Annotated in this window: 31 protein-coding genes; 16 read left to right on the forward strand and 15 right to left on the reverse strand. The window is 67.2% G+C overall.

What is annotated here, in order from left to right; genetic code table 11:
* Positions 1 to 4: 4 nt before the first annotated feature.
* The 7 genes from ntrB to V5F74_RS17335 all read right to left on the reverse strand — a co-directional run bounded on the left by ntrB (position 5) and on the right by V5F74_RS17335 (position 6850).
* Positions 5 to 844, reverse strand: coding sequence for a nitrate ABC transporter permease (gene ntrB / locus V5F74_RS17305; RefSeq protein WP_024277352.1), 840 nt, complete (start codon positions 842 to 844; stop codon positions 5 to 7).
* A 4-nt stretch (positions 845 to 848) separates the two neighbouring features.
* Positions 849 to 2213, reverse strand: coding sequence for a CmpA/NrtA family ABC transporter substrate-binding protein (locus V5F74_RS17310; protein ID WP_024277351.1), 1365 nt, complete (start codon positions 2211 to 2213; stop codon positions 849 to 851).
* 73 nt (positions 2214 to 2286) lie between these two features.
* Positions 2287 to 3465, reverse strand: a complete 1179-nt coding sequence (locus V5F74_RS17315; protein ID WP_394009455.1) for an NAD(P)/FAD-dependent oxidoreductase — start codon at positions 3463 to 3465, stop codon at positions 2287 to 2289.
* Positions 3462 to 4088, reverse strand: coding sequence for a 2-hydroxychromene-2-carboxylate isomerase (locus V5F74_RS17320; RefSeq protein ID WP_394009457.1), 627 nt, complete (start codon positions 4086 to 4088; stop codon positions 3462 to 3464). The genes V5F74_RS17315 and V5F74_RS17320 overlap by 4 nt, the downstream gene beginning before the upstream one ends.
* A gap of 21 nt (positions 4089 to 4109) precedes the next feature.
* Entirely contained in the window at positions 4110 to 4973 is an 864-nt protein-coding gene (locus tag V5F74_RS17325; protein WP_029556946.1) for a sulfurtransferase, read from the reverse strand.
* A gap of 88 nt (positions 4974 to 5061) precedes the next feature.
* Positions 5062 to 6195 (reverse strand): acyl-CoA dehydrogenase, encoded by a 1134-nt coding sequence (locus V5F74_RS17330; RefSeq protein WP_394009459.1) that lies wholly within the window; start codon positions 6193 to 6195, stop codon positions 5062 to 5064.
* Between the two features lie 88 nt (positions 6196 to 6283).
* Positions 6284 to 6850 carry an OsmC family protein gene (locus tag V5F74_RS17335; RefSeq protein ID WP_051678987.1) on the reverse strand — a complete coding sequence of 189 codons (567 nt, stop codon included), beginning with the start codon at positions 6848 to 6850 and terminating at the stop codon, positions 6284 to 6286.
* Between the two features lie 220 nt (positions 6851 to 7070).
* On the opposite strand from V5F74_RS17335, the gene V5F74_RS17340 reads away from it, so the two are divergent.
* From V5F74_RS17340 to V5F74_RS17400, 13 genes are all read left to right on the forward strand, one after another.
* Positions 7071 to 7706: a TetR/AcrR family transcriptional regulator gene (locus tag V5F74_RS17340; RefSeq protein WP_029556943.1), complete on the forward strand. Its 636-nt coding sequence runs from the start codon at positions 7071 to 7073 to the stop codon at positions 7704 to 7706.
* Positions 7707 to 7850: 144 nt separating this feature from the next.
* Complete coding sequence (locus V5F74_RS17345; protein ID WP_029556942.1) at positions 7851 to 8978, forward strand: zinc-dependent alcohol dehydrogenase family protein; 1128 nt, start codon at positions 7851 to 7853, stop codon at positions 8976 to 8978.
* A 94-nt stretch (positions 8979 to 9072) separates the two neighbouring features.
* Positions 9073 to 9210 carry a hypothetical protein gene (locus V5F74_RS17350; protein WP_155982215.1) on the forward strand — a complete coding sequence of 46 codons (138 nt, stop codon included), beginning with the start codon at positions 9073 to 9075 and terminating at the stop codon, positions 9208 to 9210.
* A 158-nt stretch (positions 9211 to 9368) separates the two neighbouring features.
* Positions 9369 to 9971 (forward strand): 50S ribosomal protein L25/general stress protein Ctc, encoded by a 603-nt coding sequence (locus V5F74_RS17355; protein ID WP_029556941.1) that lies wholly within the window; start codon positions 9369 to 9371, stop codon positions 9969 to 9971.
* 78 nt (positions 9972 to 10049) lie between these two features.
* Positions 10050 to 10658, forward strand: a complete 609-nt coding sequence (gene pth / locus V5F74_RS17360) for an aminoacyl-tRNA hydrolase (RefSeq protein ID WP_029556940.1) — start codon at positions 10050 to 10052, stop codon at positions 10656 to 10658.
* Between the two features lie 149 nt (positions 10659 to 10807).
* On the forward strand, positions 10808 to 11908 hold the full coding sequence (gene ychF, locus V5F74_RS17365; protein WP_029556939.1) for a redox-regulated ATPase YchF: 1101 nt from the start codon (positions 10808 to 10810) through the stop codon (positions 11906 to 11908).
* Positions 11909 to 11917: 9 nt separating this feature from the next.
* Positions 11918 to 12391, forward strand: a complete 474-nt coding sequence (locus tag V5F74_RS17370; RefSeq protein WP_051678986.1) for a MaoC/PaaZ C-terminal domain-containing protein — start codon at positions 11918 to 11920, stop codon at positions 12389 to 12391.
* A 68-nt stretch (positions 12392 to 12459) separates the two neighbouring features.
* Positions 12460 to 12852 (forward strand): hypothetical protein, encoded by a 393-nt coding sequence (locus tag V5F74_RS17375; protein WP_156026304.1) that lies wholly within the window; start codon positions 12460 to 12462, stop codon positions 12850 to 12852.
* Between the two features lie 10 nt (positions 12853 to 12862).
* Positions 12863 to 13195, forward strand: coding sequence for a DUF6968 family protein (locus V5F74_RS17380; RefSeq protein ID WP_029556937.1), 333 nt, complete (start codon positions 12863 to 12865; stop codon positions 13193 to 13195).
* A 76-nt stretch (positions 13196 to 13271) separates the two neighbouring features.
* Positions 13272 to 13595: a DUF6968 family protein gene (locus V5F74_RS17385; RefSeq protein WP_374252559.1), complete on the forward strand. Its 324-nt coding sequence runs from the start codon at positions 13272 to 13274 to the stop codon at positions 13593 to 13595.
* 25 nt (positions 13596 to 13620) lie between these two features.
* A complete protein-coding gene (locus V5F74_RS17390) occupies positions 13621 to 13998 on the forward strand; it encodes a DUF6968 family protein (protein ID WP_394009465.1) in 378 nt (125 codons plus the stop codon).
* Between the two features lie 51 nt (positions 13999 to 14049).
* A complete protein-coding gene (locus V5F74_RS17395; protein ID WP_374252562.1) occupies positions 14050 to 14514 on the forward strand; it encodes a MaoC family dehydratase in 465 nt (154 codons plus the stop codon).
* Positions 14511 to 14996, forward strand: a complete 486-nt coding sequence (locus V5F74_RS17400; RefSeq protein WP_029556933.1) for a MaoC family dehydratase — start codon at positions 14511 to 14513, stop codon at positions 14994 to 14996. Before V5F74_RS17395 ends, V5F74_RS17400 begins: the two co-directional genes overlap by 4 nt.
* Positions 14997 to 15002: 6 nt before the next feature.
* On the opposite strand, the gene V5F74_RS17405 is transcribed toward V5F74_RS17400, so the two are convergent.
* Together V5F74_RS17405 and V5F74_RS17410 are read right to left on the reverse strand one after the other, a co-directional pair.
* Positions 15003 to 16826: an ABC-F family ATP-binding cassette domain-containing protein gene (locus V5F74_RS17405; protein ID WP_394009468.1), complete on the reverse strand. Its 1824-nt coding sequence runs from the start codon at positions 16824 to 16826 to the stop codon at positions 15003 to 15005.
* A gap of 139 nt (positions 16827 to 16965) precedes the next feature.
* Positions 16966 to 17145, reverse strand: coding sequence for a YdcH family protein (locus V5F74_RS17410; RefSeq protein ID WP_024277333.1), 180 nt, complete (start codon positions 17143 to 17145; stop codon positions 16966 to 16968).
* Between the two features lie 177 nt (positions 17146 to 17322).
* Between V5F74_RS17410 and V5F74_RS17415 the strand changes: the two genes are divergently transcribed.
* On the forward strand, positions 17323 to 17529 hold the full coding sequence (locus V5F74_RS17415) for a YdcH family protein (protein ID WP_024277332.1): 207 nt from the start codon (positions 17323 to 17325) through the stop codon (positions 17527 to 17529).
* 95 nt (positions 17530 to 17624) lie between these two features.
* Here the strand turns inward: V5F74_RS17415 and V5F74_RS17420 are convergent, their stop codons facing one another.
* Entirely contained in the window at positions 17625 to 18110 is a 486-nt protein-coding gene (locus tag V5F74_RS17420) for a peroxiredoxin (protein WP_024277331.1), read from the reverse strand.
* A gap of 95 nt (positions 18111 to 18205) precedes the next feature.
* Positions 18206 to 19111, reverse strand: coding sequence for a protein-disulfide reductase DsbD domain-containing protein (locus tag V5F74_RS17425; RefSeq protein ID WP_394009471.1), 906 nt, complete (start codon positions 19109 to 19111; stop codon positions 18206 to 18208).
* A 170-nt stretch (positions 19112 to 19281) separates the two neighbouring features.
* Here V5F74_RS17425 and V5F74_RS17430 point away from each other — a divergent pair, with 170 nt between their 5' ends.
* Positions 19282 to 19899, forward strand: coding sequence for a YqgE/AlgH family protein (locus V5F74_RS17430; RefSeq protein ID WP_029556930.1), 618 nt, complete (start codon positions 19282 to 19284; stop codon positions 19897 to 19899).
* A 72-nt stretch (positions 19900 to 19971) separates the two neighbouring features.
* Here V5F74_RS17430 and V5F74_RS17435 read toward each other — a convergent pair whose 3' ends face one another.
* The 3 genes from V5F74_RS17435 to V5F74_RS17445 all read right to left on the reverse strand — a co-directional run bounded on the left by V5F74_RS17435 (position 19972) and on the right by V5F74_RS17445 (position 22911).
* Positions 19972 to 21240 carry a cell wall hydrolase gene (locus V5F74_RS17435; RefSeq protein ID WP_245279324.1) on the reverse strand — a complete coding sequence of 423 codons (1269 nt, stop codon included), beginning with the start codon at positions 21238 to 21240 and terminating at the stop codon, positions 19972 to 19974.
* 214 nt (positions 21241 to 21454) lie between these two features.
* A complete protein-coding gene (gene meaB / locus V5F74_RS17440) occupies positions 21455 to 22432 on the reverse strand; it encodes a methylmalonyl Co-A mutase-associated GTPase MeaB (RefSeq protein ID WP_051678983.1) in 978 nt (325 codons plus the stop codon).
* 146 nt (positions 22433 to 22578) lie between these two features.
* Positions 22579 to 22911, reverse strand: a complete 333-nt coding sequence (locus tag V5F74_RS17445; protein WP_024277327.1) for a glycine zipper domain-containing protein — start codon at positions 22909 to 22911, stop codon at positions 22579 to 22581.
* 276 nt (positions 22912 to 23187) lie between these two features.
* On the opposite strand from V5F74_RS17445, the gene V5F74_RS17450 reads away from it, so the two are divergent.
* Positions 23188 to 23529 (forward strand): rhodanese-like domain-containing protein, encoded by a 342-nt coding sequence (locus V5F74_RS17450; RefSeq protein ID WP_024277326.1) that lies wholly within the window; start codon positions 23188 to 23190, stop codon positions 23527 to 23529.
* Positions 23530 to 23655: 126 nt separating this feature from the next.
* Here V5F74_RS17450 and leuB read toward each other — a convergent pair whose 3' ends face one another.
* Entirely contained in the window at positions 23656 to 24768 is a 1113-nt protein-coding gene (gene leuB / locus V5F74_RS17455) for a 3-isopropylmalate dehydrogenase (protein ID WP_029556928.1), read from the reverse strand.
* Positions 24769 to 24867: the final 99 nt, after the last annotated feature.

Raw genomic sequence — 24867 nt, forward strand, 5'->3', positions numbered from 1 at the left:
GCCCTCACTCCGGAAACGTCACGCGCTTCTGCAGGCGCGCGAGAATGAGGTCGAGCGCCATGCCGACGACGCCGATGAGCAGGATCCCCACGATCACATTGGCGATGGAGAGGTTGTTCCACTCGTTCCAGACGAAGTAGCCGATGCCGGTTCCGCCCACGAGCATCTCCGCCGCCACGATAACCAGCCAGGCGATGCCGATGGAGATGCGCATGCCGGTGAGAATGGTGGGCGCTGCCGCCGGCAGGATCACGGTGAAGGCGCGCCGCCACGGCCCCACCTCCAGCGTGCGCGCCACGTTCAGCCACTCCTTGCGCACCGCCCCGACACCGAAGGCGGTGTTGATGAGCATGGGCCAGACCGAGCAGATGAAGATGACGAAGATGGCCGAGAGGGAGGAATCCTTGATGGTGTAGAGGGCGAGCGGCATCCAGGCCAAAGGCGAGATGGGCTTGAGCACCTGGATGAAGGGATCGAGCGCCCGGTAGGCCAGCGGCGACATGCCGATGAGGAAGCCGATGGGCACCGCCACCAGCACCGCCAGCCCGTAGCCGATGAACACGCGGCCGATGGAATAGAGGAGTTGGAGGCCGAGGCCCTTATCGTTGGGGCCGTTGTCGTAGAACGGCCGTTTCAGGTTGTCCCAGAGCTTGCCCGCCACATCGAGCGGCCCCGGCATGGCGGACTTGGCGCCCTCCGTGGCGATGCCCATCAGCTTGGCATATTCGGGATCGAGCGCCGGCCCAGAGCTCGCGCTCGGGGTGACGGCGATCTGCCATAGCGCGCAGAAGGCGACGAACATCAGCACCGAGAGGAGGCCGGCGCGCACGCCGAGGCTCTTCATCCCCTCAGCTCCGCTTGATGGCGAAGGAATTGACGTATTCGGCGGGCTTTGCCGGATCGAACACCTTCCCCATCACCGAGAACGACTTCATCGTGGTGGCGGGCGGGGTGAGGCCCATCTCCTTCATCACCTTCGCGGCGTCGGTGGCGAGGAAGACCTCGTTGGCGACCTTGGTGTAGTCCACGTCACCCTTCACCTGCCCCCAGCGCTTCATCTGGGTCAGCATCCACACCGCGAAGGAATCCCACGGGAAGGGATCGAAATCGACGCGCTTGGGGTCGTCCTTGATGTTGCCGAGCCCGTCGGCGTACTTGCCCACCAGCACCTGCTCCAGCACGATCGGCGGCGCGTTGAGATAGGCGGCCGGCGCGATGGCCTCGGCGATGGCCTTCCGGTTCTCGGCCTTGGAGGCATAGCCGGTGGCATCCACGATGGCCCGCAGCAGTGCCGCGTAAGTATTCGGCATGGTGGAGATGAATTCCTTGCTGGCCGCGAAGGAACAGCAGGGGTGCCCGTCCCACATGGTCTTGGACAAGGAGTGGATGAAGCCGACGCCGTCGAACACCGCGCGCTGGGCCACGTTGTCCGGGGCGAGGAAGCCGTCGATGTTCTCTGCCCTGAGGTTCGCCACCATCTCCGGCGGCGGCACCACGCGCAGCTGAACGTCGGTATCCGGATCGATGCCGTTCTCGGCCAGCAGGTAGCGCAGCAGATAGTTGTGCATGGAGAAGTCGTAGGGAATGGCGAGCTTCATCCCCTTCCACGACTTCACATCCATCTTGTCCTTGTGCTTGATGCCCAGCGTGAAGGACTGGCCGTTGATGTTTTCGATGGCCGCCGCGACGAACGGGATCGGGTTCGAGCCCAGCCCCTGCGAGATGGCGAGCGGCATGGGCGCCAGCATGTGGGCGGCGTCGTATTCCTTGTTGATGGTCTTGTCGCGCACCACCGCCCAGCCGGCCGTCTTCACCACCTCAACGTTGAGGCCGTGCTTCGTGTAGAACCCCATGGGATGGGCCATGATGATGGGCGTGGCGCAGGTGATGGGGATGAAGCCCACCTTGAGGTCCGTCTTCTCCGGCTTGCCGGTCTGGGCGAAGGCTTCGGTGGCGACATCCAGCGGGAAGAAGGTGGCGAGGGCCGCCGCCGCGGTGGAGGTGCCGACGGCCTTGAGGAAGGCGCGGCGCTTCAGGTCGTTGGGGAACAGCGCCCGCATGAGGCCGGAGGCGACCACCTCCTTGTAGCGCGCCTCATCGGAGAGCGTCGCCGCCCGCTCCGCCGCCGCATGTTCCTCCGCGCTCGCGTGCCGCCCGCACAGGCAGCGGCGCAGCGTGGACTTCAGCGAGAACGGGTTGGAAAACATCGACATCAGGGCTCTCCGTGAGGGCTTGCGATGGACCGGACAAACGTGACGCTGGGATAGGGCAATGCCCGTGCCACGCTCACCCGGGAACGGGGATGGGCGGCGGGGTGGCGAGAGCCTTGCGCGCCAGCATGTGGCTTTTCGGATCGTTGACGGAGGCGACCGCGACGAGGCGATCCCCCGCGAAGTACCTGACGCAGAAGCGTCCGGCGGCGACGTCGCCCTCGCATTCGGTGCGGTCGTGCCCGTCGAGAAGGCCGACGATCTGCAGCTTCACATCATACTGATCGGACCAGAACCAGGGGACCGGATCGTATGCAACCGCCCCGCCGCTGATTGCTTTTGCGGCAGCCTTGGCCTGATCGATCGCATTCTGCACGGATTCGAGGCGAACCCGCCGGCCGTAGAGCTTGCTCGGGAAATTGGCCACATCTCCGGCAGCGTAGATGTCGGGCACGCTGGTGCGGGTCGCCTCGTCCACCCGGATGCCGTTCTCCATGACGAGGCCGGCATCGGCGGCGATTTCGCCATTGGGCACCGCGCCCACGGCGGAGAGCACGAGATCGGCCGGGAGCACCCGTCCGTCGGCGAGTTCCACGCCCGTCACGCCATCCGTGCCTAGAATGCGGGCGACGCCGGTGCCGGTGAGGATGGTGACGCCGTGCCCCTCGTGCAGGTCGCGGGCGAAGTCCGAAATGGTGGTGCAGGCGACGCGGGCGAGGAGCCGGGGAGCGCCTTCCACCACGGTGACGTCGAGCCCGAGCGTCTTGGCCTTGGCGGCCGTCTCCAGCCCGATATAGCCGCCCCCGATGATGACCAGCCGCGCGCCCGCAAGCGCAGCGGCGCGGAAGTTCTTCACATCGTCGATGCTGCGGATGGAAAACACGCCCGGCAGTTCCGCCCCCGGCACGGGCAGGGTGCGGGCGCGGGTGCCGGTGGCAATCAGCAGCGCGCCGTAGGTGAGGCGGGCGCCATCGGAAAGCTCCACCTCCTTGCCCACGGGAAAGATGCGGGCGACGCGGGTGGAGAGGCGCATCTCGGCGCCGGCGTCGGCATAAAAGGCGGGCGCCTTCAGCTCCAGCCGGTCCTCGGTCATCTCGCCGCCGAGATAGGCCTTGGAGAGCGGCGGGCGCTGGTAGGGCAGATATGGCTCGTCGCCGATGACGATGATGGGCTTGCCATAGCCCTCCGCCTTGAGGGAGGTGACGGCCTGTGCCGCCGCCTGCCCGGCCCCGATGATGACGAGCGGCGCGCTCACGACAGATGCTCCTGGGCCACCGGCTCCTGCGCCACACCCAGCGCGGCGGCGACGAACAGCAGCCGGTCCTGGCCGAAATACATCTCGCCGTTCACGAAATAGGTGGGAGAACCGAACACGCCGGCCTCGATGGCCGCGGCAGTGTTGCGCGCGATCTTGTCGGCCGCCTCCACGCTGTCGGAGAGGGTGGCGAGCTTCTCGCCATCCAGCCCCACCTCATTGGCGAGGCGGACGAGACTGTCCCGCTCGGAAATCTGGATGTCCCGCGCCCACACGGCGGAAAGGCAGGCGCCGATGAGGTCGGCGGGGTCGATGCCCTCGATCTGCGCCGCCGCGATGAGACGACAGGCGGGAAGCGTATCCGTGGGCCAGAATTTCGGCTCGGTATTGATGGAGATGCCGCGCACCTTAGCCCAACGCACGATGTCCTCTTTGCGATAGGCGTTGCGCTGGGGCGACTGCTTCGCCGGGGCGGTGGACCCGCCCTCGGCGAAGACCTTCAGGATGTCGACGGGACGCCACAGAATGTCGGCGCCCGCCGCACGCGCGATCTCGCGCAGGCGGCCGTGCCCCAGATAGGCATAGCCGGACTGGGGACTGAAATAGCAGATGATCTCGGGCACGGCGGGGCTCCTTTGGCTCGGTCAGCCGAGGGCCGCAGCCGGGTGCCCCTCCTCGATGGGCAGGGACGGATCGCGCGACCACTCGTTCCAGGAGCCAAAATACATCTTCACGTCCTTCACCCCCGCCTCTTTCAGCGCGAGGAAGGTGTTGGAGGCCCGCGCCCCTTTGAAGCAGTAGAGATAGACGGGGGTTTCGGGCGAAATGCCCACGGTGGCGCACTCGGCGAGGATCTCGGCGGAGGACTTGAAGCGCGGCCCTTCGGCGGTCGGCTTCATCATGCGGTACCACTCGATCCATTTGGCGCCGGGGATGCGGCCCTTGCGGGGGCAGAAGTCCTTGCCATAGGGCGAGGAGCTTTCGCCGATCCACTCGTCCACGTCGCGCACGTCGAGCTTGGCGACCGCCGGGTCCTCCACCGCCTTCAGCATGGCGGCAGCATCGATGATGAGTTCGCCAGCCGCCGGGTCCACCGGGAAAGTGGTGGCCTTGGGCTCGGGCACGTCGGTGGAGACAGGAAGGCCCGCGGCCGTCCAGGCGGCAAACCCGCCATGCAGCACCTTCACCTTGGGATAGCCGAGGAAGGTGAGCAGGAAATAGCCGCGGCAGGACTGGCCGAAGCCGGAATTCATCGACTGCTCGTAGATCACCGCCGTCTCGGTGCCGGACAGGCCGGCCTTGCCGAAGGCGTCGGCGAATTTTTCCGTCAGCTCGGCATAGCCCTCGGGGGTCGAGGTGGCGAGGAAGGTGAAGATCTCGTGCAGGTTCACCGCGCCGGGAATGTGGCCGGCGGCGTAGCTCGCGGGGTCACGGGTGTCGATGACGACGGTGGGTTCAGACAGGATGAGGGTCGAAAGATCGGACGGCGAAATCAGGATTGCGCTCATGGTGATCCCCTCTTGCGGGTCGGGAGGACACTCTTTCGGAAGGCACCGGGGGCTTTTGCCCCTCATGTTTTGAAACGGGCGGCCGGCATCAGGCCGGCATCTGGTCCAGCATCAGCTTCAGCTGCTTGGTGGCGGGCGTGACGATGGCGACGAAATAGGCCTCGCGCAGACGCCGCTGGCAGCGGGAGGCGCGAACATAGCCGCGGGCGCCGCAATGGAGCATGGCGTTGTGGGCGGCTTCGACGCTCTTCTCGCCGGCGAGCAGGCGGGCAGAGACGACGCGGCGCCAGTAGTCCGGGCTCTCGTCGAACGGCGTTTCGGCGAGGGCGTTCACCTCCGCTTCCATGGCCGCCAGCGTCTCGCAGAGCTGGTCGGGCTGGACGTCGAGATAGCGGTTCACGTGACCGAGAGGCTCCTCCACCTCGCGCATCATGGCGATGCAGTCGCGGATGAGGCCGAAGGCCATGCCGGCCTGGAGCAGGATGAAGCCGGCCCGCATCTTCTTCACGAACGACATGGCGTCGTGGGCCAGCACCATCTCGTCGGGAATGAACAGGTCGCGCACCTGCACGGCGTAGGTGCCGGTGCCGTCCATGCCGAGGAACGGCTCGCAGGGCTTTAGCGTCACGGCCGGCTCGGCGCAGTCGATGATCGCCATGACAGGCGCGGCGCCGTCCACGGCGAAGATGCAGCCGAAGAAATGGTCGGGGCCGAGGTTGGATACCCAGGGCAGGATGCCCTTCACCTTGTAGCCGCCCTCCACCCGCGTGCCCTTCAACTTCAGCGCCTCGATGCCGAAGAAGGACTTCATGGGGTTGGACAAAGCGGTCCCGCCGAGCACATGTCCGGTGGCGACGGCGGCGAGATATTTGGCGCGGGGCGCCTCGTTCTCGGAATTGATGAGGTACCAGACCAGCGTGTTCTGGCACCAGGCCATGAAGCCCGTGGCGGCGCAGACCTCGGACATGCGCGACATGCCCTCGATGGCATTGCCCAGCCGGTGGCCCTGCGACAGATGCAGGCGGAAGGCTCCGGCGTCGGCGAAGCGATGCAGGAGCATTGCGGGATAGGTGCCCTCGTCGATGGCCCGCGCCCAGGCGGAAAGGTCGGTCCGCGCGATCTTGCCGATCTCGTCGAGGGCGATGCCGGCATCGAGATCGACCGCAGCAGGGTCATGCGGCGACAAGGCAGTGACGGCGACGTGCGACACAGGCAGCGACATGGCGATCCTCAACGGGAAGAGGGCGGGAGCCTGCCCGGCCGTTGCCGGGCAGGGATGCGGCCGAAGGCGGCCGGCTGGTCGGCGCCGGTCAGCCCAGCGCCACCTCCAGGTTCACCGGACGCACGAAGGTGTTGGCCACGGGCGACCACTTGGTGACGTGGGAGATGAGCGCCTCCACCTCCTCCTTCGGCACGCCGTCGCATTCCATGTCGACCTTCACGCGCACGTCGGTGAAGCCGACCGGCTTCTCGCTGACGTCGCCCGTACCCCACACGGCGGTGATGTTGAGGTCGCCTTCCAGCTGGAGCTCCAGCTTGCGGACGGTCCAGCCGCGATGCACCGCATTGGCGTGGAGGCCGACGGCGAGGCAGGAGCCGAGCGCGGCCAGCGACGCTTCGGAGGGGTTCGGCGCGGTGTCGTCGCCGAGCAGGCCCGGGGGCTCGTCGACGATGTAGGGCTCGAGATTGCGGATGTAGTTCGCGTGACGGAAGCGGCCTTCGGCGACGGTCTTGCACTTCAGGGTTTTGATGACCTTGGGGTCCGCCTTGCCGGCCGCGATCAGCTTGGCGAGGCCTTCCTTGTCGATGGGCGCAAGGCAGCCCGTGGTCGCTTCTGGCGCGAGGCAGCCGGTCAGTGCGGTCTGGGGCGCAGTCATCAGGATCTCCTTGGGTCGTGTAGACAGACCGGTCTGTCTTATGCACGCGCCATGCCAGATCCGCCAAAGGCAGCGACGGACTGGAGGAGACCTGCGTTTCCTTATGAGAAATAAGGAACTGTGGGAAAAGTGGACGCGGCTTGTCCGGCACGGTTCGTGCCTGTAGAAAACAGACAGGTCTGTCTGAGTGCACGCGAAAGCAGCACATTGGTGAGAAGCGATGCAGCAAACGAAGGCAAGCCGCCCCAAGGCCAATCCCCACGCCGCCCCGGACGCGGGCGAGGCGGAGCCGAAGGCCCGCGAGCGCATCCTTCAGGCCGCGACGCGCCTGTTCTGCCAGCACGGCATCAATGCGGTGGGCGTGGACGCCGTGGTTGCCGAGGCGGCAACGGCCAAGGCGACCCTCTACAAGTCGTTCGGCTCCAAGGAGCGGCTGGTGGAGGCGGTGCTGGAGCGCGAGGGCGCGGCATGGCGCGACTGGTTTCTCGGCGAACTGCTGAAAGGCGAGGCAACCGCACAGGTGCGCCTGCGCCGCATCTTCCCCGTGCTGCGCGAATGGTTCGGCGACGCCCGCTTCTTCGGCTGCCCCTTCATCAATGCGGTGGCCGAGCACGACAAGGCGGACGACCGCATGCGCCAGATCGCCCTCGCCCACAAGAAGGTGGTGCTGGAAACCATCACCCGCCTCGCCGCCGAGGCCGGAGCGCGCGATCCCAACGGGGCGGCCCACCAGTTGGGTGTCCTGATCGACGGCGCCATCGTCGCCGCCATGATCACCAAGGACGCCAACGTCGCCCTGCTGGCGGGTCAAACCGCCGATCTGCTGCTGTCCGGCATGGCGGCCGAAGCGGCCTGACGGACGCCCCTCCGCCTTCCCGCTCACGCTCCATGCGTCCAGAGCGGGAGACGGCTCGCTCCCCCTGCGAAATGCGCAGTCTCCCGCGCTTGACGCTCCGCCCCGCGGCGTCCGAAAACGCGGTAACAGCATCGGGAGGAAAAGATGCAGATCCGCGCCGCCGTCCTGCGCACGTCTCCGGTCAACAAGCCCTATGCGGACACGCGCCCGCTCTCCATTGAAACGGTTCAGCTCGCGCCGCCCCAGGCCGGCGAGGTGCTCATCAAGGTGGCGGCGGCGGGGCTGTGCCATTCCGATCTGTCCGTCATCAACGGCGACCGGCCGCGTCAGCTTCCCATGGTGCTCGGCCACGAGGCGGCGGGCGTGGTGGTGGAGACCGGTCCGGGCGTGGACGATCTCAGCGCCGGCGACCATGTGGTGATGAGCTTCGTGCCCACCTGCGGCACCTGCCCGTCCTGCATGGAAGGCCGCGCCCAATTGTGCGGGCCGGGCCAGGCCTCCAACGGCGCCGGAACCCTGCTCGGCGGCGGGCGGCGGCTGAAGTGCGATGACGGCACCGATATCTACCACCTGTGCGGGATCGCCGGTTACGGCGAGTATGCGGTGGTCTCGCGCCGCTCCATCATCAAGATCGACAAGGAGATGTCGCTCATCGACGCCGCCCTGTTCGGCTGCGCGGTGATGACCGGCGTCGGCACGGTGGTGAACACCGCCGGCGTGCGGCCGGGCCAGAGTGTCGCCGTGGTCGGCCTCGGCGGCGTCGGCCTCTCCGCGCTGATGGGCGCAGTGGCGGCGGGTGCCGACCAGATCGTCGCTCTGGACTTGTCTCCCCAGAAGCTCGACCTCGCCCGCCAGATCGGCGCGACCGACACCTTCCTCGCCAGCGATCCGGACATCGTGGAGGCGGTGAAGGAGGCCACCCGCGGCGGCGTGGACCATGCCATCGAGATGGCCGGCTCCGCCCCCGCCTTTGAGCTGGCCTACAAGATCACCCGCCGGGGCGGCACCACCACCACGGGCGGCCTCGCCAATCCCAACGCCCGCATCTCCCTGCCGCCGGTGCATCTCGTCGCCGAGGAGCGCACCATCAAGGGCAGCTACATGGGCAGCTGCGTGCCGCCGCGCGACATCCCGCGCTTCATGGCGCTCTACAAGCGCGGCAAGCTGCCGGTGAACCGCCTGCTCTCCTCCACCGGGCCGCTCGACACCATCAACGAGAATTTCGACCGCCTCGACCGTGGCGAAGTGGTGCGGCACGTCATCGTCTACTGAGGCCGGAAAGGACGCGCGCCGGGGCCGCGGCGGCGCGGCCCCTTCCCTTCCCCGGTGGATCGCCTAATCTGCCGCGGGTTCCCGAGGAGAAGTCATGCGCGTCGCCATCCGTCTCGCCGCCGTCGCCGCGCTGGCCATCGCCGTTTCCGGCTGCGACAAGTGCGGCAACTGGTTCGGCCAGGGTACGCCGGTGGGCAAGCCCGGCGCCTGCCAGTCCGCGACGCCGCGCTGATACCCCCTTTTACCGCGCCGCTTCCTTGCATCGGCGGGGCTCCGCCGCTATAAGCGCGCCTTCGCTTTCGGCATGCGCCCCCCTGGAGGCGTGCCGCAGGGCGAAATCGCGCGTCCATACGGATGCGGCGATGGAAACTCAAAATCAGGACAAGTGCCATGACTGCCATCAAGGAACTGAAGGCTGTGGCGCGCCCGCGGGCCGGCAAGGGGGCCGCCCGTGCCGAGCGCCGCGCCGGGCGTGTGCCCGCCGTGATCTACGGCGAGAAGCAGGACCCCATCACGATCTCGCTCGACTTCATCGAGATCAACAAGATCATCTATGCCGGCCACTTCCTCACCACCCTGTTCGAGGTGGACGTGGACGGCACCAAGCACCGCGTCATCCCGCGTGACTACCAGCTGGACGTGGTGAAGGACTTCCCCGTTCACGTGGACTTCCTGCGCGTCTCCAAGGGCGCGACCGTGACGGTGGAAGTGCCTGTGCACTTCGTGAAGCAGGAGGCTTCCCCGGCGCTCAAGTCCGGCGGCACCCTGAACGTGGTCGCCCACACCGTCGAGCTGGAATGCCCGGCCGAATCCATCCCGGAAGCCATCGAGGTCGACCTCACCGGCGCCGCCTATGGTGACGCGTTCCACCTGTCCTCCCAGAAGCTCCCCGCGGGCGTGACCTGGGTCGGCCAGGGCGACGACACCCTCGCCACCATCGTCGCCCCCGTGGGTGGCGAAGAGGAGCCGGCGGCGGAAGAGCCCAAGGCCTGAGCTGATCGCTGACCAGTACCGGGCGCCGCGCTTGTTTAAAGCCGCGGCGCCCCGTTTTTCGGGCCGGAGATCCGCCTCATGTTCCTGTTCGCAGGGCTCGGCAATCCCGGCCCGAAATATGCCGGCAACCGGCACAATGTCGGCTTCATGGCACTCGACGCCATCTGCCGCCGCCATCGCCTCGGCCCGCTGCGCCGCCGCTTCCAGTCCGCGGCCGCCGAAGGCGAGATTGCCGGTGAGAAGGTCATCGCGCTCTTTCCCGAGACCTTCATGAACGAGAGCGGCCGGGCCGTCGCCGAGGCCCAGCGCTTCTACAAGATTCCCCTCGACCACATCTTCGTTTTCCACGACGAGCTGGACCTGCCCCCCGCCAAGGTGCGGATCAAGAAGGGCGGCGGCAATGCCGGCCACAACGGGCTGCGGTCCATCACCGCCCAGTGCGGCAACGATTACTGGCGCATCCGCCTCGGCATCGGCCATCCCGGCGACAAGGCTCTGGTGCATGCCTATGTGCTCAACGACTTCGCCAAGTCCGAAAAGGGCTGGGTGGATGCCGTGAGCGACGCCTGCGCCGATTTCGCCGAACTGCTGGTGAAGCAGCGCCCCGACGAATTCCAGAACCGCACCCACCTCTTTCTCGAAGCCCAGGGCTTCGGCGAGCAGAAAAGGGTCGGCGAGAAGGGCTGAGGCCGCGCCTAGGCCCATGCGCCCCTGGCCGGGCGGGTTGCGCACCCGAGGCCCGAGGGGCTATGCGATCCCAACGGCCGCAGCGCGGCCTGATCCTTATCTCCATCCTGCAGCCGCACCGGCGGGCGGGTGCAACTCCTGAGCGGTCCATGGGCTTCAAATGCGGCATCGTCGGGCTTCCCAACGTGGGCAAGTCCACCCTCTTCAACGCGCTCACCCAGACGGCGGCGGCGCAGGCGGCGAACTATCCGTTCTGCACCATCGAGCCGAACGTGGGTGACGTGGCGGTGCCCGATCCGCGCCTCGACACGCTGGCGGAGATCGCCGGCTCGGGCGCCATCATCCCCACCCGCCTCACCTTCGTGGACATCGCCGGCCTCGTGCGCGGCGCCTCCAAGGGCGAGGGGCTCGGCAACCAGTTCCTCGCCAACATCCGCGAGTGCGATGCCATCGCCCATGTGGTGCGCTGCTTCGAGGATGGGGACGTGACCCATGTGGAAGGCAAGATCGCCCCGGTCAACGACATCGAGACCATCGAGACCGAGCTGATGCTCGCCGATCTCGAGAGCCTGGAAAAGCGCGTCACGGCGCTGGAGAAGAAGGCCAAGGGCGGCACCGACAAGGAGGCCAAGGAAACCCTCGACCTCGTCATGCGCGCCCTGGTCCTGCTGCGCGAGGGCAAGCCCGCCCGCCTCGCCGAGGTGAAGCCGGAGGAGCGCAAGCTCTTCAACCAGCTGGGCCTGCTCTCCGCCAAGCCCGTGCTTTACGTGTGCAACGTCGAGGAAGGCTCGGCCAAGGAGGGCAATGCCCTCTCGGCGGAAGTCTTCAAGCGCGCCGCCGAGGAAGGCGCCAAGGCCGTTGTCGTCTCGGCCAAGATCGAGAGCGAGATCGCGGTGCTGCCCCCGGACGAGCAGAAGGAATATCTGGAGGCCATCGATCTCGACGAACCGGGCCTCAACCGCGTCATCCGCGCCGGCTACGAGTTGCTCCAGCTCCTCACCTACTTCACCGTGGGTCCGAAGGAGGCGCGCGCCTGGACCATCACCGCGGGCACCAAGGCCCCCGCGGCGGCGGGCGTGATCCATACGGATTTCGAAAAGGGCTTCATCCGCGCCGAGACCGTCGCCTTCGATGACTACGTGAAGTTCAAGGGCGAGGCCGGCGCCCGCGAGGGCGGCCGCTTCCGCCTGGAAGGCAAGGACTACGTGGTCGCCGACGGCGACGTGCTGCACTTCCGCTTCGCCAACTGAGGCTCCGTGATGGTCGGGGCCGGGCCGCAGTTACTCGGCCGCTTCACCTTCACGGCGGAGGAGATCGTGCGCTTCGCCCGCGCCTACGATCCCCAGCCCTTCCATGTGGATGCGGAGGCGGCCGCCGCCTCCCCCTTCGGCACCCTCATCGCCTCGGGCTGGCACACGGTCTCAACATGGATGGGCCTGTTCGTGCGCGCCCATGGCGCGGCGGTTGAAGCCCTGCCCCCCGACCACGCGGCGGTGATCGCACCTGTCGGCGTCGGCTTCGGTCTCATCGACCTCAAATGGCTCGCCCCGGTCCGCGTCGGCGACACCATTACCTTCTTCACCGAAATCCTCGACGCCCGCCCCAGCACCAGCCGCCCCGGCTGGACCATCTACCACCGCACCGGCAGCGCCCGGCGGGAGGATGGGACCGAGGTGATGCGCTTCGAGCTGAGGCATCTGGCGCCGGACGCGCGAGAGTCGCGCCACTGTTAGCATGCTGCAGTTGCACATCGGAATATATTCCTATATCGTCTCCTTCGGATTGACGGAGGAGAGCGGCTGTGTCGCAGACAGATGCAGAATTGGATGCCCTCGACCGATTGCGCCGCCTCACGCGGCGGCTGAACCTCGACGTCGCAGCATGGCGACTCAAGCTCGCATTGAAGGGCAGCTATGATCCCAGCCAGCCGCGTATCCCCAGCGGCCAGCCGGGTGGCGGGCGATGGGCCGGAGGCAGCGACGGCAGCACCGGGCCCAAACCCACCGGTGCGGAGCGACGTGTGTCGATGGCGGCGCGGCGCATTTCGCCCGCGGCAGAAGCGGAATGCGAACGCTTGAACAAGAGAGACATGGCGTACTGCACGGCCATCAAGAATCCAGCATGCCACGGTCAAGCATCCCTGCGATATGCTTTCTGTTTAGCCGGAAAACCGATTCCTCCTCTCCCATTCTGAGAGAATAAAAATGTTAATTCTGACTCACACGCTTTATCTCAATCGCCCTGAAGGCGAAATTCCGATCGCAATCCGTATTTACAGGCCAGAACCCAAGGACGGCTGCTGGGCCTGCACTTTCGAAATCGACTGGCCGGAGGGCACCAAGACCATGTCCGGCGCCGGCCTAGATGCATTGCAGGCGCTGGTGATATCTTTGCAGATGATCGGAATCCAGATCTATACGAGCACCTATCATCACGATGGAGCCCTTCGCGCCTATGACAACGAAGAGGGCTATGGCTTTCCCATCGCCCGAAACGTCCGCGACCTATTGGTCGGCGCTGACAAGATTTATTTATAATCCCGATTGATATACCCGCGTACGAAACCGCGTTTAGATGCAAGGGACAATTTTTTGAAATCTAATAATGCTTATTATGACCCATATTCTACATCTTAATGGGCCATCGGACAATGTTCCCATCGAAATCCGCCTGTATCAGCCTCACCTGACGGATGGGTCATGGACATGCAGTTTCGAAATCGACTGGCCCGAGAGCCGAATGGTTCGCTATGGCGTGGGCGAAGATGCGCTGCAGGCGCTGGTCATCACGCTGCAGATGATCGGCGCCCAGATCTACACAAGCCCGTATCATGAGGACGGCAGTTTGCGCGCCTACGACAAGGAGGACGGCTACGGTTTCCCGGTCCCGAACAACCTGCGTGACCTGCTCATCGGCGTCGACAAGATAAGCTTCTGATTTCAGTCCCTCGCGGAGCCCCGCCATGGTGATCCTCACGCACACCCTTTTCATCAGGGGCGAGGCCGGCGACACGCCGGTGGAGATTCGCCTTTACCAGCCCGAACACATCGTGGAGGACTTCGGCGAGTCCTGGGGCTGCCGCTTCGAGATCGACTGGCCGGACCGCACCAAGAGCATGGTCGTCCATGGATACGATGCGCTGCAGGCGCTCATCCTCTCCATGATGTGCGTGGGCGTGAACCTATATGTGTCCGAGTATCACGACGACGGCCTGCTCTATTCGCCCGGTCGCGAAGGCGGCTATGGTTTCCCGGTCACCCAGAACATCCGCGACGTTCTGGTCGGGAGCGACAAGGCCACCTTCTGGCCTGATGCGCCGATATCCCCACGCCCAGCTTGACGTTTGCGTCATCCTCGCCTTCCATCGGCCTCCAACGACAGGGAGGCCGCCTTGCCCGACATCTTCTTCGAAGATTTCATCATCGGTGAGGTGAAGACGTTCGGCTCGCACAAGGTGACGGAGGAGGAGATCCTCGCCTTCGCCCGCGAGTTCGATCCCCAGCCCATGCATCTCGATGCGGCGGCGGGCAAGGTGTCCCTGCTCGGCGGGCTGGCGGCTTCCGGCTGGCATTCGTGCGCCATCATGATGCGGCTCGTCTGCGACGGCTTCCTCCTGCGCACCGCCAGCATGGGCTCGCCCGGCGTTCCCGAGAACAAGTGGCTCGCCCCCGTTTTCCCCGAAGATGTCCTGACACTCCGCCGCACGGTGCTGGAAAGCCGCACCTCCAGGAGCAATCCGGACATGGGCCTCGTGACCTTCCGCTTCGAGCTTCTGAAAGCCGACAAGAGCGCCGCGTTGGATCAGACCTGCGTGGTCATGGTCGGCCGCCGCAACCCGGGAGCGCGCCTCGCATGATGTATTTCGAGGAGGTCGAGGCGGGCGCCACCGCCGCACTGGGCAACCACACCTTCACCGAGGCGGAGATGCTGGCCTTCGCCCGTCTCTACGATCCCCAGCCGTTCCATGTGGATCCGGAGGCGGCGCGGCGCAGTCCGTTCGGCGCGCTGGTCGCGTCCGGCTGGCACACGGCCGCCATGTGGATGAAGTGCTTCGTCGCCTCCAACATGGCGCTACCCAAGGAAGCCTCGAAGCCCGGCGAGGAAGGCGTGCCGGGCGGCGGCTCCTTCGGCCCGGCCTCAGGCTTCACCAAGCTGCGCTGGCTGAAGCCTGTCTATGCGGGAGATACCATCTCGTTCGCCACCGAGGTGCGGGACAAGATCAACATCAAGTCCCGCCCCCAATGGGGCTTCCTGCGCACCTACAATACAGGAACGAACCAACACGGGGATCTGGTCATCGATTTCGAGAGCACCGTGCTGATGCGGCGCCGCCCCTGAGCCGCCCTACCCTTCGAATTCCTCTTTCAGGATTTCGAGGCGCAGCCATTCCTCTTCCGCCGCGTCGAGGGCCGCCTGCGTCTCCGCCAGCGCCGCCGAGGCCTTGTCGAAGCGAGCCGGGTCGCGAGCGTAGAGCGCAGGGTCGGCGATTTCGGCGGCGAGCTTCTCCAGCTTGGCGCGCAGGTCGTCCATGGTCTTGGGCAGCGTCTTCAGCGCGTGCTGCTCATGGAAGGAGAGCCGTCGCTTCGCTCCGGCGGCAGTTGCCCCCTTGCCGGCCTCGGGCTTCGGCTCGCCCGCCTTGGCCTTCGACGCGGGCGCGCCCTTGTCCCGTGCCTCCACACCGCGGCCGCGCTGGGACAGCATGTCCGAATAGCCGCCGGCATATTCGCGGAACATCCCGTCCCCCTCCGCCATGATGACGCTGGAGACAGTACGGTCCAGGAAGTCACGATCGTGGCTGACAAGGATGACGGTGCCGGGATAGTCGGCCACCATCTCCTGCAGAAGGTCGAGGGTTTCGAGGTCGAGGTCGTTGGTGGGCTCGTCCAGCACCAGCACGTTGGAGGGCAGCGCCAGCGCCCGCGCCAGCATCAGCCGGCCGCGCTCGCCGCCGGAGAGCACGGAGAGCGGCGCGTTGGCCTGCTCGGGCGTGAAGAGGAAGTCCTTCAGATAGCCCATCACGTGCTTGGGCACGCCGCCCACCTGCACCTGGTCCGAGCCGCCGCCGGTCAACGCATCGCGCAGGGTGGTGCCGGGATCGAGCGCCGCGCGCTTCTGGTCGAGGCTGGCGACTTCCAGATTGGTGCCGAGCTTCACCGTGCCCGAATCGGGGGCGAGCTCGCCGGTGAGCAGCTTGATGAGCGTGGTCTTGCCGGCGCCGTTGGGGCCGATGATTCCGATGCGGTCGCCGCGCAGGATGCGGGTGGAGAAATCCTTCACCACCTCCCGCGCGCCGAAGGCCTTGGCGATGTGCTTCGCTTCGATGACGAGCTTGCCGGAGGCCTCCGCCTCGCTCACCGCCAGCTTGACGTTGCCCACCGCGCGGCGCTCATCGCGGCGATCCTTGCGCATGGAATGCAGCAGGCCCAGCCGGCGCACATTGCGCTTGCGGCGGGCGGTGACGCCGTAGCGCAGCCAGTCCAGCTCCGCGACGATCTTGCGGTCGAGCTTGTGGCGCTCGGTCTCTTCCTGTTCCAGCACCTCGTCGCGCCAGGCTTCGAACGCGCCGAAGCCCTGCTCCAGCCGCCGGGTCTGGCCGCGGTCGAGCCAGACGGTGGCGCGCGAGAGGGTTTCGAGGAAGCGCCGGTCATGGCTGATGAGCACCATGGCCGACTTCAGCCCCTTCAGCTCGCTTTCCAGCCATTCGATGGCCGGCAGATCGAGATGGTTGGTCGGCTCGTCCAGCATCAGCACGTCCGGCTCCGGCGCGATCACGCGCGCCAGAGCGGCCCGGCGGGCCTCACCGCCGGAGAGGTGAGCGGGGTCTTCCTGTCCTGTCAGGCCCAGCTCGGTGAGGAGATATTGGGCGCGATAGGCATCGTCGCCCGGTCCGAGCCCGGCTTCCACATAGGCGAGCGTCGTCGCATAGCCGGAAAAGTCCGGCTCCTGCGGCAGATAGCGCACGGTGGTTCCGGGCTGGAAGAAGCGCGTGCCGGAATCCGGCTCGATGAGCCCCGCCGCCACCTTCAGCAGCGTGGACTTGCCCGAGCCGTTGCGACCGACAAGGCACACCCGCTCGCCCGCCGACACGGAAAGCTCCGCGCCGTCGAGCAGAGGGGTGGCGCCGAAGCGCAGATGGATGTCCTGGAGGAGAACGAGCGGAGGAGCCATGGGGCCGGATTAAAGCCCTTGGGTCCGGAACGCAAAGGCCGTTCGCGCGGAACGCCGCTTTGCGCCGCCCGTCTCACAGGACAAAGAGATGTGCGCGGCGCCACGCCTCACGCGGGCGACGCACACATCTCGCAAGCCATCAATGTACGGTGGAAGTCGGATTCAGCTTCGACATCTGGTCCTTGAGAACCAGCTTCTTGCGCTTCAGCTCTGCGACACGAAGAGGATCCGATGCGGGGCTGTTCATTTCGCGGTTGAGCTCCTGCTCGATGGCCGCGTGACGCCGCTTCAGTTCCTGAAGGTGCGACTGGATGGACATTCTTAGCCACTCCCTGTCTGCAACACGACATCAGTCTGTCACGGAGCCGGCGAAGAGTCGACCGCCTTTCCGCCACCTCCGGCGACCTCCCATCTTGCGGCGCGGCATACCCGTGCCATAGTCATTCCAAATGGGGCGAGCGGGCGGCGGACCTGCGCGCCGGTGACAGGACCGGGCATGACGAGCGACGAGGAACGGGATCTCAAGGTCCACCTGGAACGCCTGAAGCAGGAGCATCGGGATCTCGATGCGGCGATCGAGGCGCTGACCAGCGTGTCGGGATCGGACATCCTGCAGATCCAGCGGCTCAAGAAGCGCAAGCTGCAGCTGAAGGACCGCATCGGCCAGATCGAGGACGAATTGTTCCCCGACATCATCGCCTGAGAGCGCGCGAGAACCGCGCGAGGCCGGCCCTCCTGAGGAGGGGTCCGGGGCGCGGAGGCCGGGCGTGCCCGGCATCCGTCAGTCGGTAAGAAGGATCAGAGCTGGGCGAGCAGCGCGGTGGCGCCGGAGGCGTCGGCCTTGGAGGGCACGTCCTCCACGTTGAGCGTCTTCACCACGCCGTCCTCGACCACCATCGAATAGCGCTTGGAGCGCACGCCGAGGCCGGCGGCCGAGCCGTCGAAGGTGAGGTCGAGCGCGGCCGCGAAGGACGCGTCAGGGTCCGCCAGGAACACGATCTTGCCGTCGGAACCGGAGGCCTTTTCCCAGGCGCCCATGACGAAGGGATCGTTCACCGACACCACGGCGATGGCATCCACGCCCTTCGCCTTGATGGCGTCGGCCTCGTGCACATAGCCCGGCAGGTGGTTCTTGTGGCAGGTGGGGGTGAAGGCACCCGGCACCGCGAACAGCACCACCTTCTTGCCCTTGAAGATTTCGTCGGTGGTCTTCGGCACGGGGCCGTCCTCGGTGGGAACACGGAAGGTGGCGTTGGGCAGTTTGTCGCCGACCGAAATGGGCATCGTCTTCTCCACAGTCTTGGGCGTTTGCGCCCGCGCCGACAATACGGGCTTTTGACGGGGAGAAAAGCGCTGGCTGCGGGCCGGAGCGGCCCAGCTCAGCGTGGCGGCAGCTTCGGAACAGGCACCGTTGTCACGATCGCCTTCGTGCCGTCCACGAGCGTCAGGGTCAGCGGCGTGCCGGACGGATCGGTGCCGGCGGGTACGCCGTCGAGGGGCAGCTCGAACCGTGCGGCGCCGTCCGGCAGCATGGTCTTCTGCGGCAGTGGCAAGGCCCAGCGGTCCGGCCCCTCGGCGAACAGATCCGCCTTGGGATTCTGGGCCCTGACCTCGATCACGAGACGCGGCGGTTCGGCGCTCGCGTCCAGTTCGACCTTCTGCACCGAGGTCGGCTCGGCAACGCCCAGCGGACGTTCCACCGGCAGTGCCGCGCGGGCCGCCGAAATGCGGGACGCCTCGGCGCCCGCGTCGCCGCCAAGCGCGATGGAGAGGTCGGCGCGGGCGGGCATGCACAGGGCCTCGCACACGGCGAAATCGAACGCGAGGGCGAGCCGCGCCGGCTTGTCCTTGTCCTTCAGCTCCACCTTCAGGGGGAACAGGACCGCCCCCTTGTAGCCGATGGAAAAGCCCCCGCCCCCGTCAGCGAAGCGCTTGGGCGCGGGCCATTCCATCTCCACCCGGGCGATGTTCTCCGAACCGCTCCAGTCCAGCGTCGGCGGCACGCCACTGTCGCCGGGATAGCGCCAGTAGGTCTTCCAGCCGGGGGCGAGCTTCAGCTCGATGCCCGCATCCGCCGTCGTGCCGGAGACGGCACCCGCCATCAGGACCACATCCGCGCCCGGCACCTTCACCGGAGGCGCGCTCGCAGCCCATGCGGCCGGCGAGAGAGCGGCAAGCATGGCGCCGGCGAGAAGTGCGCGGGCGAACACGCCACGAGACGACAACAGGAAGGCGGGCCGGACCGCCGGCCAAGCGCCCAGGGCGCGCTGAGGGGTCGATGTCATGGGCCTAGCGGGTACCCGCTCGCGGCTTCGCCGCAAAGCCCTTCCGCTCACCAATCGCGTGCACAAGCGTGTGACCCGCCGCGGAACTCGCAGCCTTGCGACGAGGCTTCGCGGCGACCTGCGATGCAATCCGCATTTCCAAGACGCCCGAACGGCGGTACCCTTTCTCCATGACTGCGAGCCAGAACCATACGATCGAAGGCGGAGGGTCGGGTTTCCTCGATGGGCAGATGCTCATCGCCATGCCGACCATGCGCGACGAGCAGTTCGCCCGCACCCTCGTCTACATGTGCGCCCACTCTCCGGAAGGAGCCATGGGCATCGTGGTGAACCAGCCGGCGAGCCACATCGACTTCACCGACCTCCTCGTGCAGCTGGATGTGGTTCCCGCCGCCGAGCGCATCCTGCTGCCGAAAAGCGCCGGCACCGTCAAAGTGCTGCGCGGCGGACCGGTGGAGACGGGACGCGGTTTCGTGCTGCATTCGGCGGATTATTTCGTCGAGAATTCCACGCTGACCATCGATGACGGCATCTGCCTCACCGCCACGCTGGATATCCTGAAGGCCATCGCCGGCGGGCGCGGACCGCGCAGCGCGGTGCTGGCACTGGGCTATGCCGGCTGGGCGCCGGGCCAGCTCGAGACGGAGATCCAGGCCAACGGCTGGCTGAACTGCCCGGCCGACCCGGACCTCATCTTCGGCGCTGGGGTGGAGACGAAATACGATAGTGCCCTGCGCAAGCTCGGCATCGTGCCCGGCATGCTCTCCAGCGACGCCGGCCACGCCTGAGCGTCGCTTCTCTCAGGCGCCGCGCGGGCTTGGGATGTTGCTTCGCTCAGGCGCCGTAAGGCGGCGAAAGACTCAGTAGCTGTCGCCCCAGCGACGCGGGCGGTAGAAGGTGTGCACGCCGATCTTGTCCAGCTTGCGCATCTCCCGCACCCAGCTCGGATGCACCCAGTAGGCGTGATAGTGGGTCGCGCGGCCGATGGAGGCGAGCCACAGCTTTCCGTCCAGCATCTCGGCGGCGATTTCCTTGGCCTGCACCCACATGTCCGGCTCGCGCACCACGTCCGGCACATCGTCGCAGGCGAAGGTGAACTGGCAGGCAAGGTGCCTGTGGGCGTTCTGGTAGACCGCGCCGCACACATCCGCGGGGTAGTAGCCGGAGAACACACGGTTCACGATGACCTGCGCCACCGCGATCTGGCCGCGCTTGGGCTCGCCGCGGCTTTCGAAATAGATGGCTTCCGCCAGGCACTTCTGGGCCCGCGCCAGCTTCTCGCCGCCGAGCTCCAGCCGCTGCGCGGGCGAGGGCCAGATGCCGTCGCTGGGCGGTGTCTCCAGCTCCACGGTGCTGTCCGGTGAGACCAGGGTCGCCTCGCCCTCGGCGTGCGGCGCCGGATGAGGCACATAGCCGTGCTCGGCGAGGGCGGCATACTGGAAGGCAAGGGCCGGAAACAGCACCGGATCGCGGCTGAACACCGCCACCGGGTCCTGATGCGGCATCGGGCCGACGAGCGTGGTGCCGCCGCCGAACTCCCCGAGAGCCTCCTCCGGCGCGTCCTCGCGCGCCAGCGTCTCGGCCGCACGGCGGGCCTGCTCCAGACCGGCGGGAACGTCCTCCGCTGCGGCAACGCGTGCGGCGTCCTGAATCAGCGGCAGTTCCAGAAGGATGTCGAGGGCCAATTCCAGATAGGCGCCCGACAGGTCGAGGTGGCGCGGCGGCTCGACCGTCTCGCGATCCGAGAGCACCAGCGGCGGGGGAAAGGCGAAGGCGTCGTCATCCGTCGTATCGGAGGAAGACTGGGTGGAAGACGCGAGGGCGGGCGAGACGAGGTCCGACGGCTCCGGCCCGGTGCCGATCTCGTCCCGCGTCCCATTCAGCACCGGCTGGCCCGCGATTGCGGCAACCGCGGCAGCGCGCGCACTGTCTTCAGAGACCGGCGCGAGGGAGGCGGTGACGATGGTGCCGGGTGCGACAACACGGCGCGCCGGCTTCACGACCTCGGCGATGGCCTCCTTCGGAATCTCCGGCAGGCCGGTACCGACCGGCTGCGGCAGATCGAGCGTGGCGAGCTTCAGCGCCCGCGCGGAGCCCGGCCAGAGGCCGAGACCTGAACCCGATGCCACGCCTTTCGGCGCCCGGCCCGAGACGTCGTCAGCCCCCGCCCCGCAAGGCGTTGCGACGATGAAGGCGGTGGCGACGAGAAGCGGCGATAAAGCCCGACCGGCCCTCGGCCATCGATCCCGACAAATTCCCATACGCCAGCCCTTGCCGAGACTTCATGTCCCCAATAGGGCGCCGGACCGTTGCCGGCCGGCGACACGCAAGAGCATTGTCCGATCAGTCTTGCCTGGAGGTTAATTTCAGCGCCAGCTCCGCTTCGCGGGCGAACGGGCCCTGCCCCCGCAGCTGGAATTTGCGCGCCCGCGCAAGGCCATGGGTGCCGAAGCGGACACGCACCGCCTCCTCCACCCACTTGTCCTCCTGCGTCGCGCGCTGGGCTGCGCGCCGGTCTCCCGCGTCGAGAAACGCGCCGTGCGCCGCGACCGCCGCCTCGAACAAGTCGAGCCCCTCCCCGGTCGCCGCCGACAGGCGGATCACAGGAACCGTCCACCCGGCGGAGGCGGAGCCCGCCAGCGACAGCGCTCCCGCCACCTCGGAGGCGGCGCGGCGGGCGACCTCGGTCATGTCGGCCTTGGTGACGACGATGATGTCGGGCAGTTCCATCACGCCCGCCTTCATGAACTGAAGGCTGTCGCCCGACGCCGGCTGGATGCACAGCACCACCGTGTCGGCGACAAGGGAGATGTCGGCCTCCGACTGGCCGACGCCCACGGTCTCGACGATCACCAGATCATAGACCGCGCGCAGCAGCACGACGGCGGCGACCGAATCATCCGAAAGCCCGCCGAGCCGGTCGCGCGCCGCCATGGAGCGCACGAACACGCCGCGGTCGTCGGGATCGGTCTTCATCCGGGCCCGGTCGCCGAGCAGTGCGCCACCCGTGCGCCGCGACGAGGGGTCCACCGCGAGCACGGCCACGGTGCGCCCGGCCGCACGGGCGCGGCGGACCAGCGCGTTGGTCAGGGTCGATTTGCCCACGCCGGGCGGGCCGGTGAGGCCCAGCACCTCGGCTTTGCCGGAGCGGGCCGCGGCATCGAGCAGCGCCACGAGGTCGGGCTGTCCGCGCGCCGTCTCCACCAGCGCCAGCGCGCGCGCGACGGCGCGTTTGCCGCCGGCGGCCACGGTGGCGAGATCAGGCACGGCGGAGGTGCGCGGGCGGTCTGGGGCGTCGGCGGAAGCGGGCTCAGGCGGCATGGCGCCAATCTAGCTGCCGCAGTGCGGGAGGCAACTCACCGCGTTTCCGCGCCAACGGAAAAAGGCGCCGGCAAAAGCCGGCGCCTCTCCCACTGATCGGATCCGTGCGGGGGAACGGAACCGATCAACAGCCCTGAAAACAAGGGTCAGCCGCAGTAGCCGCGCGACACCTTGACCACGTTGCCGTTGGTCTGGCGCAGGTAGCAGCGGCCGTTGTTGCCCCAGAAATAGTAGGCGCGGCGCTGGTCCTGCTGGTTGCCGATGATGGCGCCGGTGGTGCCGCCGATGAGCGCACCGGCCGCGACGCCACCGGCATTGCCCGTGACAGCGCCGCCGATCAGCGCGCCGGCCGTGCCGCCGATGAGCGCACCGCCCACCGTGTTGTTCTGGGCGCTGGCGGTGACAGCCGAGCCGGCGAGGACGGCGGCGGCCAGGGTGAAGGCAGTGAAAGCGCCGAGCGCGGCATTACGGGTCGACATCTTGATCCTTTCCGCATCCGCCGGGCATCAACCCGCGGCGTGCTGCGATGGCACCTGATCTAGCAAAGGCCACATGAACGCCAGATGAGCGGAGCGTTCGGGCATCGTGCAGCTTCGTTCATGGTTCTGGACCGGGCAAGCTGCGCCGTAAAGACCCACTTCCGTTGCGTGTCCCTTCCACGACAAGGGAACACCTCTTGCATCAGCAAGGCGCTCCGGTGCAGGCTCGCGCCCCCGGGACAAACCGGCTCACAGCTTCGTGTTCAGGACAGGTCAATGAGTGAACGCAACCCCTTCGGCGGGACCATCAGCCACCTCTCCCCGTCGGAGGTCCGTCAGGGACTCGCCGATGGCAGCATCCTTCTCGTGGACGTGCGGGAGCCGAACGAGATTCAGGCCGAGCGCATTCCCGGCGCGGTCAATTTCCCGCTGAGCACGTGGAATCCCGCTGCCCTGCCGGACCCGGCCGGCAAGCGCCTCGTCTTCTCCTGCCGCTCGGGCCAGCGCTCGCAGCAGGCCGCCGCGGCGGCGCAGAAGGCAGGCCTTGCCTATGAGGAGCACATGAAGGGCGGCATCATGGGCTGGCGCGAAGCCGGCTTCGACGTCGAGCGCGGCTGAAGCGCGGGCGCCCGAGGCGGTGCTCCGGCCAGACCGGGGCACCTTTGTGTCGGCGTGGCGCATGACGCCCGCTTTCGCCGATCCCCCTCCGGGCGAGCCGGAGGGGCCAATGGTCAGAACGGCCGCTCAGGCGGTCGCGGCGTCGAGTTCGGCGATGATGGCCTTGCCCATCGCCTCGGTGCCGATGGTCTCCATGCCCGGCGCGGCGATGTCGCCGGTGCGCTTGCCGGAAGCGAGCACGCCTGCAATGGCCTGCTCGATGCGATCCGCCACCGCGCCCTCGTTGAACGAATAGCGCAGCGCCATGGCCAGCGAGCCGATCATGGCGATGGGGTTGGCGATGCCCTTACCGGCGATGTCGGGGGCGGAGCCGTGCACGGGCTCGTAGAGCGCCGCGCGCTTGCCGGTGGCCGCATCCACAGCGCCGAGCGAGGCGGAGGGCAGCATGCCGAGCGAGCCGGTCGCCATGGCCGCGAGATCGGAGAGGATGTCGCCGAACAGATTGTCGGTGACGATCACGTCATACTGCTTGGGCCAGCGCACCAGCTGCATGGCCAGCGAATCCGCCAGCGCATGCTCCAGCTCCACATCCTTGTAGGCGCGGGCGTGGAGTTCGGTCACCACCTGCTTCCAGAGCACGCCGGAGCGCATCACGTTGTGCTTCTCGGCGGAGGTCACCTTGTTGCGGCGGGTGCGGGCCAGCTCGAAGGCCACGGCGGCGATGCGCTCGATCTCGTAGGTGTCATAGACCTGCGTATCGATGGCGCGCTTCTGGCCGTTGCCGAGATCGGTGATGGTCTTGGGCTCGCCGAAATAGACGCCGCCGGTCAGCTCGCGCACGATGAGGAGGTCGAGCCCCTCCACCACCTCGCGCTTGAGCGAGGAGGCATCCGCCAGCGCCGGGTAGCAGATGGCCGGGCGCAGGTTGGCGAACAGCTGGAGATCCTTGCGCAGCCGCAGCAGGCCCGCCTCGGGGCGCGCCTCATAGGGCACGTCCGCCCACTTGGGGCCGCCGACCGCGCCGAGCAGGATGGCGTCGGCGCCCTTGGCGCGCACCATGGCGTCCTCGGAGATGGCGACGCCGTGCGCGTCATAGGCGCAGCCGCCGACCAGATCCTCCTCGATGGCGAAGGAGGCGAGGCCCGCCTGCTCCAGCCACTTCGCCACCCGTTTCACCTCGGCCATGACTTCAGGGCCGATGCCGTCGCCGGCGAGAAGAAGGAGCTTGTGGGTGGCCATGGGTGGATTCCTCGGGTCTTGATTTACGCTGCGGCATCGCGCCGTTTTTGGGTCGCCCTGAGGGCGGCGGCTCGGCGCGGAGTGCTAGGGCCTCAAAGG

The sequence above is a fragment of the Xanthobacter aminoxidans genome (genome assembly GCF_043193615.1).
Lineage (GTDB): Bacteria > Pseudomonadota > Alphaproteobacteria > Rhizobiales > Xanthobacteraceae > Xanthobacter > Xanthobacter aminoxidans.

Bases quoted from the DNA above. Each gene is read 5' to 3' on its own strand.
- V5F74_RS17310 (WP_024277351.1), bottom strand. From the start codon at position 2,213: ATGTCGATGTTTTCCAACCCGTTCTCGCTGAAGTCCACGCTGCGCCGC.
- ntrB (WP_024277352.1), bottom strand. From the start codon at position 844: ATGAAGAGCCTCGGCGTGCGCGCCGGCCTCCTCTCGGTGCTGATGTTC.
- V5F74_RS17420 (WP_024277331.1), bottom strand. From the start codon at position 18,110: ATGCCCATTTCGGTCGGCGACAAACTGCCCAACGCCACCTTCCGTGTT.
- V5F74_RS17390 (WP_394009465.1), top strand. From the start codon at position 13,621: ATGGTGATCCTCACGCACACCCTTTTCATCAGGGGCGAGGCCGGCGAC.
- V5F74_RS17430 (WP_029556930.1), top strand. From the start codon at position 19,282: ATGACTGCGAGCCAGAACCATACGATCGAAGGCGGAGGGTCGGGTTTC.
- ychF (WP_029556939.1), top strand. From the start codon at position 10,808: ATGGGCTTCAAATGCGGCATCGTCGGGCTTCCCAACGTGGGCAAGTCC.
- V5F74_RS17325 (WP_029556946.1), bottom strand. From the start codon at position 4,973: ATGAGCGCAATCCTGATTTCGCCGTCCGATCTTTCGACCCTCATCCTG.
- V5F74_RS17450 (WP_024277326.1), top strand. From the start codon at position 23,188: ATGAGTGAACGCAACCCCTTCGGCGGGACCATCAGCCACCTCTCCCCG.
- meaB (WP_051678983.1), bottom strand. From the start codon at position 22,432: ATGCCGCCTGAGCCCGCTTCCGCCGACGCCCCAGACCGCCCGCGCACC.
- V5F74_RS17370 (WP_051678986.1), top strand. From the start codon at position 11,918: ATGGTCGGGGCCGGGCCGCAGTTACTCGGCCGCTTCACCTTCACGGCG.
- V5F74_RS17410 (WP_024277333.1), bottom strand. From the start codon at position 17,145: ATGTCCATCCAGTCGCACCTTCAGGAACTGAAGCGGCGTCACGCGGCC.
- V5F74_RS17445 (WP_024277327.1), bottom strand. From the start codon at position 22,911: ATGTCGACCCGTAATGCCGCGCTCGGCGCTTTCACTGCCTTCACCCTG.
- V5F74_RS17340 (WP_029556943.1), top strand. From the start codon at position 7,071: ATGCAGCAAACGAAGGCAAGCCGCCCCAAGGCCAATCCCCACGCCGCC.
- V5F74_RS17355 (WP_029556941.1), top strand. From the start codon at position 9,369: ATGACTGCCATCAAGGAACTGAAGGCTGTGGCGCGCCCGCGGGCCGGC.
- V5F74_RS17330 (WP_394009459.1), bottom strand. From the start codon at position 6,195: ATGTCGCTGCCTGTGTCGCACGTCGCCGTCACTGCCTTGTCGCCGCAT.
- V5F74_RS17415 (WP_024277332.1), top strand. From the start codon at position 17,323: ATGACGAGCGACGAGGAACGGGATCTCAAGGTCCACCTGGAACGCCTG.
- V5F74_RS17345 (WP_029556942.1), top strand. From the start codon at position 7,851: ATGCAGATCCGCGCCGCCGTCCTGCGCACGTCTCCGGTCAACAAGCCC.
- V5F74_RS17385 (WP_374252559.1), top strand. From the start codon at position 13,272: ATGACCCATATTCTACATCTTAATGGGCCATCGGACAATGTTCCCATC.
- V5F74_RS17425 (WP_394009471.1), bottom strand. From the start codon at position 19,111: ATGACATCGACCCCTCAGCGCGCCCTGGGCGCTTGGCCGGCGGTCCGG.
- V5F74_RS17400 (WP_029556933.1), top strand. From the start codon at position 14,511: ATGATGTATTTCGAGGAGGTCGAGGCGGGCGCCACCGCCGCACTGGGC.
- V5F74_RS17350 (WP_155982215.1), top strand. From the start codon at position 9,073: ATGCGCGTCGCCATCCGTCTCGCCGCCGTCGCCGCGCTGGCCATCGCC.
- V5F74_RS17405 (WP_394009468.1), bottom strand. From the start codon at position 16,826: ATGGCTCCTCCGCTCGTTCTCCTCCAGGACATCCATCTGCGCTTCGGC.
- pth (WP_029556940.1), top strand. From the start codon at position 10,050: ATGTTCCTGTTCGCAGGGCTCGGCAATCCCGGCCCGAAATATGCCGGC.
- V5F74_RS17380 (WP_029556937.1), top strand. From the start codon at position 12,863: ATGTTAATTCTGACTCACACGCTTTATCTCAATCGCCCTGAAGGCGAA.
- V5F74_RS17335 (WP_051678987.1), bottom strand. From the start codon at position 6,850: ATGACTGCGCCCCAGACCGCACTGACCGGCTGCCTCGCGCCAGAAGCG.
- leuB (WP_029556928.1), bottom strand. From the start codon at position 24,768: ATGGCCACCCACAAGCTCCTTCTTCTCGCCGGCGACGGCATCGGCCCT.